Below are 8,149 nucleotides of genomic sequence, written 5' to 3' on the forward strand. Positions count from 1 at the left end.
TACCCATCGAACATTTTGTAGCAGCTACCAATGTTAATGACACAGTACCTCGTTTCTTAGAAAACGGTATCTATGACCCACAACCCTCTAAAGCAACGATTTCAAATGCAATGGATGTAGGGAACCCAAGTAATTTCATTCGGATTCAGGAAATGTACAACAATGATTTGGAGCTTTTCAGCAAAGATTTCTCTTCTTTTAATTTCACCGACTCAGAAACTATTGAAGCCATCAAAAGCATATACAATAACAATGGATACATTGCTGAGCCACATGGTGCGGTTGGCTATTTAGGATTAAAAAAAGAATTAAAAAACCATCCTAATGCCATTGGGGTTTTCTTAGAAACTGCGCATCCTATAAAATTTTTGGACACAGTCGAAGCTGCCCTTCAAGTAAAACTACCTATTCCAAAACAAATTGAAAGCGTGCTAAATAAAGAGAAAATTAAAACTACGATTACAACATTTGAAGAATTCAAAGCCTTTTTAAATCAATAAATTGAATTACTACAAATGGTTAGCTACAAAATAGTCTTACTGAATTTTGGTGATCAGTATCAAAGTGTTTCGCTCGTTGGCAAAAAAAACGGGCGCACTTACTTTGTGAACAATCATAGGATTTACTACCTTAGTGCTTTACAAACCTACTTCAAATCGAAGTACACAAAGCAAAATCACCTATGGATTTAGACAAAATCACTGATTTAATCAATAACAAACTATCTAGTTGGAGCGAAGCGCTAATAAAGTTATTACCTAATATTGTACTAGCAGCAGTTGTAATGGTTGTTGGTTTTTATATAGCAAAATTTGTTAGGAAAATAACCCAAAAATTAGTTGCTAAGATCTCTAATAACCTGACACTAAACAACCTTTTTAGTTCGATCATTTATTTTTCATTTATTGGAATCGTTCTATTCACGGTGCTTAGTATTCTAAATTTAGATAAAGCAGTAACTTCCATTCTAGCTGGTGCAGGTATACTAGGTCTTGCTCTAGCCTTTGCTTTTCAAGATATTGCCGCCAATTTCATGTCGGGTATATTTATCTCTTTCAGGAAACCGCTAAAAGTTGGTGATATTGTACAGATTAAAGATTATATGGGAAAGGTTAGAGAAATCAACTTGAGAGATACTTTGGTTGAAACTTTTCAAGGTAAAACTGTTATTATACCCAACAAAGAAGTTTTCCAAAATCCAATTGAAAATTACACCATCTTGCAAAAAAGGCGATTTGACCTAAGTGTTGGTGTTTCATACGGTGATGATCTCGAAAAAGTAAGACAAATTACTTTGGATGCCGTTAGCGGTATTGAAGAACTATCGCAGGACGATCCCGTAAATGTGTTTTTCGTTGAATTTGGTGATAGCTCTGTAAATTTATCTGTTCGAATGTGGGTCGGTTCTACTGAACAATCCGTTTACAATAAAGTGGGTAGCGAAGCTATTATTCGAATTAAGAAAGCGTATGACGCTAATGATATCATGATTCCGTTTCCAATTCGAACACTTGATTTTGGAATAAAAGGTGGGACAACTTTGAGTGAAATGCCTATGAATATTGGTTCAAAAGAATAAACATTAAACATAAATCGCTTTACATCTTAACTATACTTATCCTAAAAACGCATACCAAATTGAAAGACGAGGATAAATCAAAAAACTATTGGATCAGCTGTACCGCTTGTCTTGGCAGAGGTACGACCAGACGTAAACCTTCAAAAAAAGAACAATTTAAATTTGAAGCTGAGTTAGAAACATACCAAAAAAACGGATGTAATAACACCTTACCCATTAAGCCGATTGGTAGTTTACAACCTTGCAAAAGCTGTTTAGGATCAGGATTAGCTGTGGCTAAAAAACCACTTCCTGCTGATTATGAAAATTATCCCCATATAGCCATTATTGGTGGTGGGATTGGTGGAGTTGCGTTAGCGGTCGCCTGCCAACATCGAGGTATTCCTTGCACTCTTTATGAGCGCGATTGTAATTTTGAAGCTCGGTCACAAGGATACGGTCTAACGCTACAACAAGCAAGCAAAGCAATCAAAGGTCTAGGTATTTCAAACTTAGAAAAAGGTGTCGTGTCTACTAAGCATATTGTACACAACACTGATGGGACTGTACTTGGCGAATGGGGAATGCGTAAATGGATGCCCTCGACTACTCAAAAACATTCAAAAAAAACAAATATTCATATTGCTAGACAATCTTTGCGTTTAGCACTATTGCTAGAATTGGATGATTCAAATGCGCTGCAATGGGGACACTTACTAACCGATTTCAAACAACTTGACAACGGAAAGATAGCGTTAGCGTTTGAGGTCGATGGAAAAACAAAATATGAACACACGGACCTTGTTGTTGGAGCAGATGGAATTCGCAGTGCCGTCCGACGCTTTATTTTTGGAGTCGATACCAATCCATTGCGCTTTTTAGATTGCATTGTAATTTTAGGAATTTGCCCATTAGCATCCTTAACATCTTTAGAAAGTCCGTTGTTGGACTCAGAGACTGTATTTCAAACCGCTAATGGTCAAGAACGCATTTACATCATGCCTTACGATAGTGCATCAGTTATGTGGCAATTGAGTTTTCCAATGACAGAGGAGGATGCAAAAAAATTAAGTGCGTTAGGACCACAAGCTTTGAAAGAGGAAGCAATGAGTAGAACGAATTGGCACGCTCCTATTCCGCAAATTATTGCGAATACTGCTGTAGAGCAACTTTCTGGTTATCCCGTTTATGATCGTGAAATGTTAACTTCTAAGAGTTTCGAACAGGCGGGCGAAGCAACGCTTATTGGCGATGCGGCACACCCTATGAGTCCGTTTAAAGGCCAAGGTGCAAATCAGGCTTTATTAGATGCAATAGCACTAGCTCGGGCGATTACAGAAAGCTGTCAAGCTAATTCTAATTGGAGAGCAGAAGGTATCAGAAGTAGTATTTTAACTAATTTTGAACAAGAAATGATAGAACGATCAGCGGTAAAAGTTAAAGACTCGGCTGCCGCTGCGCACTTACTGCATTCAGAAAACGTATTGCAAGAAGGCAATTCGCCAAGAGGAAAAGCATTGGACAAAAAAGAAAATCGAGCGTAAATTTTTTTATACTTAACAAATAAAGCTCTTTTAATCAGAGAAAGGAAAAACAGCTATAAAACTAAAAATAAATCGAAATGAATGTAACCGAAGCGTTAGAAAAGGTAACTACTTATTTTTCACCAAAGATACTGGGAGAGGTAAATGACCAATACATAAAGGTGGCGAAAATAAAAGGGCAAGATTTACCGTGGCACAATCATGAAAACGAAGATGAATTGTTCTACATCGTATCCGGCACCCTTTTGATGGAAATCGAAAATGAACCAGCATTTGATATGAACCAAGGCGATCTTTTTGTAGTAAAAAAAGGAGTTAATCATCGCGTATCAGCGGTCGAAGAATGTTCTATTATGCTAATTGAATCCAAGACGACGGAGCATACTGGAAAAGTAAAATCAGCGATAACAAAATCAATCGAGGACCAAAAGTAATACAGTTGGTTCTCACATGACAACAAACTCATGAAAAAAGGCTTCATTTTCATGAAGCCTTCAACTATTAATTTTCTATTTACGCAGTGCAGTAGTATCCACCCTTGTAGGTGTGTCCTTTCCGCTAATGATGGACGATGCACTAATTGCTATTGCTTTGATAATTTCAGTCATATTAACCATGTCTAATGTTCCTATTTCGTCACTTGCTTTGTGATAGTTTGGTTCATTGTCCATTTTTGAAGTCGAAATGGTATGTGCTGGTACACCTAGTCTAGCCAAAGTAGCATTGTCAGATCTATAAAACAATTGCTGCTCAGGATACGGATCTGGATAAAACTTAAAAGCAGAACCTTCTAAATTTTTTTGTAAAATGGCACCCATAGACGATTTTTCAAAACCGGTAATATAGGCTGAATTATTTCCCCATTTAGAGTCTGTTCCAATCATTTCTAAATTAAACATAGCCGCAACCTCATCAGGGTTTAGCTGTTTAGAAAAATGCTGAGAACCGTACCCTCCTATTTCTTCGGCTACAAAAGCAGTAAAAATAATGGATCGCTCGTTGTTATTTAATTTTTTAAAATACTCTGCTAAAATCATTACCGCAGTGGTTCCAGCGGCATCATCATTGGCTCCGTTATAGATAGAATCCGTACTGCCATGCTTTTCACCTTCTTGAGGCGAACCAATTCCTAAATGATCGTAATGTCCGGAAAAAATAACATATTCATTTGGTTTAGTTTTTCCTTTCAAAACTCCTACTACATTATTCAGCGCTTTCTTTACAACTTCATTAGTTCCGTCTACCTTAAAAGTAGTTGCATCAGTAACTCCAAAAACAAATACCACAGTGTTTGTACTAGGAGTAGCAGCCATTTGGTTCATGTGCTTGATATTAGACATGAATTTTTCAAAAGAGGCATCTACTAAAACAAGAAGGTTTTTATCCGAACGATAATATTCATAAAACTTAGGTCCAAATTTATCTCCAGCCTTAATTTTTACTATCTCCATTTCAGATTCGTTGCTAAAAGAAAACTGAGGCTGATACGAAAAAGAAACAATAGCATCTGTACTGATTTCTTTGCCATCTATTGTTACAGTGGCAGTTTTTCGTTGCGATTCGGTCATAAAAAACGATTGCTTGTAATCTTTGGCACCGTTTAGTGTTTGCAAACCTATTTTTTTAAACTCCGTTTCAATATAAGACGAAGCTTTATCGATACCGGGAGTGAAAGCTCTACGACCTTGCATATCATCTGCAGCCAAGATCTTCTCTACTTCGGTTACTTTTTTAACATTGATTATTTTATCAATTGATTGCGCTTGTAATGCAAAATTGGAGCAAAGTACAAGAGCGGAGTACATTATTTTTTTCATATCTTAAGGTTGGTTATAAAGTTGTCACGATGATTAGAGTAGCAAATCTAAATTGTGTTACGTGAAAACGGAAATATTTTGACACAATAGTAAAATAAAAAAATAGCATTTAATAGGGACCGCCACAAATAATGCGGTAAAACAGAAAAATCCCAAAATCATTTATCTGACTTTGGGATTCTTCACTTTACTATCTATTTCTTATTTAAAGTCGTTCAGCGCTTTTTCAATAATAGCCAAACACTCTTTTATTTCATTTTCTGTTATTACTAAAGGCGGTGCAAAACGTATTTTGTTACCGTGAGTAGGTTTTGCCAAAAGACCGTAATCTCTAAATCGCAAGCAAATTTGCCAAGCTAAGTCTGATTCCTCGTCACAATCGATAACAATTGCATTTAGTAATCCTTTCCCTCTTACCAAACTAATTAAAGGATTATTAGCAGCAATAGCATTCAAACCATCTCTTAAAATGATACCTAAACGCTCTGCGTTTACAGATAAATTCTCGTCTTTAACTACCTCTAATGCGGCAATAGCAACGGCTGCCGCTACAGGGTTTCCTCCAAAAGTAGAACCGTGTTGCCCAGGCTTAATCACATTCATGATTGCATTATTCGCTAAAACAGCCGAAACTGGATAAACACCACCCGAAATTGCTTTTCCTAAAATAAGAATATCTGCCTTAACCTCTGGTTTGTTCTCACAACCATTGGTACAAGTACAGTTTCCGCAAGTAGCTAATAATCTTCCCGTACGGGCGATTCCTGTTTGCACTTCATCTGCAATAAAAAGTACATTATGAGCAGCGCATAACGCTTTGGCCTTAGCCAAATAACCTTCGCTAGGCACATAAACTCCTGCTTCACCTTGGATAGGCTCTACTAGAAAACCAGCAATATTTGGACTAGATTTTAAAGCTGCTTCTAAAGCATCCGTATCATCGTAAGGAATTTTTATGAATCCTTCGGTAAACGGTCCAAAACTCTTGCGCGCTGTTTCATCGTTAGAGAAAGAGATAATAGTGGTTGTTCTACCGTGAAAGTTGTTTTCACAAACAATGATTTGCGCTTGATTTTCAGGAATTCCCTTTACTTCGTACGACCATTTTCTACACAATTTCACTGCTGTCTCAACTGCTTCAGCACCTGTATTCATTGGTAAAACCTTATCAAAACCAAAATATTTTGTTACGTATTCTTCAAAAACTCCCAATTGATCGTTATGAAAAGCACGTGAGGTCAAAGTCAATGTTTGCGCTTGTTTTACCATAGCACCAACAATTTTTGGATGACAGTGTCCTTGATTAACTGCTGAATAAGAAGATAAAAAGTCAAAATATTTTTTTCCATCAACATCCCAAACATATACACCTTCTCCTTTTTCTAGAACTACCGGTAAAGGATGATAATTATGAGCTCCATATTTATTTTCTTTTTCGATTAGCTCTTGTGATTTTAAAGAAAGAGTAGCATTTGAATCTTGCATGAGTTTGTATTTTAAACGTTAGAATACAAAAATATAACTATTTATTTATTTTAAGGTACTTTTCGCAATATTTGACTTAAAAAAAGTGTAAAAAAGTCACTATTTAAAAATATAAGTATTATAAAAGTCAAATTAATTTATTTTAATTCAGATTCATATCTTAAATGATAAAAATAACTCCTATATTTATATTTAATTAGAACAAAATCAGCAAAAAGATCACCATGATTGACACTTTAGACCCGTTTGACATCAAAATTATTAAAGAACTAGAGAAAGATGGTCGGATGCCCTACTCCGCTATTGCTACAAATTTAAATATATCGAACACTATGGTGCACCAACGCATCAATAGACTAATGGAACAAGGCATTATTACTGGAATTAAACCTATAATCAACGAAAAGAAAATTGGTTATGATTGGGGTTCTTTTACCGGAATTAGTTTAAATAAAGATGAAGATTCGTCCCGAATTATTGAAGAACTTAAAAAAATACCCGAAGTCACAGAGTGCTATTACATTACTGGTTCTTACACTTTATATATCAAAATTATTGCGCGCGATCATGAACACATGCGCAAGCTATTGTACGATAAAATAGATGTCATTCCTGGCATTGCAAAAACCGATTCTATGATTGAATTAGGTTGCGCCTTTAAAAGAAATATTTCTTTATAGAATATAATTGATAACCAAAACCAAATGAAAAAATACCCTCACCACTTATTTTTAGCACTACTTTTTATTGCTTTTAGCTTTACTGTTGATGCTCAAAAAATGAATACCAAAGAAATTAATCGGCTTGAGAAATTAGCCCAACAGGTCACCATTATTCGAGACAATTGGGGAATTCCTCATGTTTACGGTAAGACTGATGCTGATGCTGTCTTCGGATTACTTTATGCCCAATGTGAAGACGATTTTAAACGGGTCGAACTTAATTATATCGAAAAACTAGGTCGTCTAGCTGAGATTAAAGGTCAGAGTGTTTTGTACAATGATTTAGAAATACGTTTATTAATCGATGAGAATGATGCAAAAGCGGATTATAAAAAAGCGGCTCCTTGGCTTAAAAAATTACTAGATAGTTATGCGGATGGAATCAACTTTTACCTCTACAAACATCCTGAGGTACAACCAGCACTTTTGACCCATTTTGAACCTTGGTACCCGTTACTTTGGACGGACGGAAGCATTGGTGCAATTAGTACAGCAGGATTGACAACAGGAGAACTTAAAACTTTTTATTCTGGCAACAGTGATAAAGTGGCTTATGTAGCACGAGAAACCGAAGTACAAACGGGATCAAACGGTTTTGCTTTGGCTCCAGCCAAGACAGCTTCGGGAAATTCTATTTTATACATCAATCCGCACACTACTTTTTATTTTAGGCCCGAGGTTCAGGTAAATAGTGAAGAAGGATTGAATGTTTATGGTGCAGTAACCTGGGGGCAATTTTTTATTTACCAAGGTTTTAATGATTACTGCGGTTGGATGCACACGTCCTCTAACGTGGACGTAGCGGATATGTATGCCGAAAAAATTGTTCGCAAAAAAGACCAATTATTCTACGAATACGATTCCAAATTATTGCCTGTTCTTGAAAAAAACATCACAATCAAATATTTGCAAAACGGAAAGCTAATTGCAAAAACTTTTAAAACCTACGCTACAAATCACGGTCCTATCATGGCGCAAAGAGACGGAAAATGGATAAGTCTAAAATCCAATAACCGTTCGATG

Annotated in this window: 7 protein-coding genes and 1 pseudogene; 6 read left to right on the top strand and 2 right to left on the bottom strand. The window is 36.2% G+C overall.

Going from position 1 to position 8,149, the window contains the following annotated elements; all coding sequences use genetic code 11:
- From P8M54_RS09365 to P8M54_RS09380, 4 genes and pseudogenes are all read left to right on the top strand, one after another.
- Positions 1-500, top strand: a pseudogene (locus P8M54_RS09365) (threonine synthase); the annotation flags it as partial.
- Between the two features lie 182 nt (positions 501-682).
- Positions 683-1,579, top strand: a complete 897-nt coding sequence (locus P8M54_RS09370) for a mechanosensitive ion channel (protein WP_300287553.1) — start codon at positions 683-685, stop codon at positions 1,577-1,579.
- Between the two features lie 59 nt (positions 1,580-1,638).
- Positions 1,639-3,102 (top strand): NAD(P)/FAD-dependent oxidoreductase, encoded by a 1,464-nt coding sequence (locus P8M54_RS09375; RefSeq protein ID WP_300287555.1) that lies wholly within the window; start codon positions 1,639-1,641, stop codon positions 3,100-3,102.
- A gap of 77 nt (positions 3,103-3,179) precedes the next feature.
- The gene (locus P8M54_RS09380) at positions 3,180-3,536 is read left to right on the top strand and encodes a cupin domain-containing protein (RefSeq protein ID WP_300287556.1); all 357 of its coding nucleotides are present in this window, start codon (positions 3,180-3,182) and stop codon (positions 3,534-3,536) included.
- Between the two features lie 75 nt (positions 3,537-3,611).
- On the opposite strand, the gene P8M54_RS09385 is transcribed toward P8M54_RS09380, so the two are convergent.
- Together P8M54_RS09385 and rocD are read right to left on the bottom strand one after the other, a co-directional pair.
- On the bottom strand, positions 3,612-4,919 hold the full coding sequence (locus tag P8M54_RS09385; protein WP_300287557.1) for a M20/M25/M40 family metallo-hydrolase: 1,308 nt from the start codon (positions 4,917-4,919) through the stop codon (positions 3,612-3,614).
- A gap of 201 nt (positions 4,920-5,120) precedes the next feature.
- Entirely contained in the window at positions 5,121-6,404 is a 1,284-nt protein-coding gene (gene rocD / locus P8M54_RS09390) for an ornithine--oxo-acid transaminase (RefSeq protein ID WP_300287558.1), read from the bottom strand.
- A 227-nt stretch (positions 6,405-6,631) separates the two neighbouring features.
- Between rocD and P8M54_RS09395 the strand changes: the two genes are divergently transcribed.
- Positions 6,632-7,084: an Lrp/AsnC ligand binding domain-containing protein gene (locus P8M54_RS09395; protein WP_300287560.1), complete on the top strand. Its 453-nt coding sequence runs from the start codon at positions 6,632-6,634 to the stop codon at positions 7,082-7,084.
- A 24-nt stretch (positions 7,085-7,108) separates the two neighbouring features.
- Positions 7,109-8,149: penicillin acylase family protein (locus P8M54_RS09400; RefSeq protein WP_300287559.1), on the top strand; the 1,041-nt coding region annotated here is incomplete at its 3' end.

Source organism: Flavobacterium sp. (assembly GCF_029242675.1).
Lineage (GTDB): Bacteria > Bacteroidota > Bacteroidia > Flavobacteriales > Flavobacteriaceae > Flavobacterium.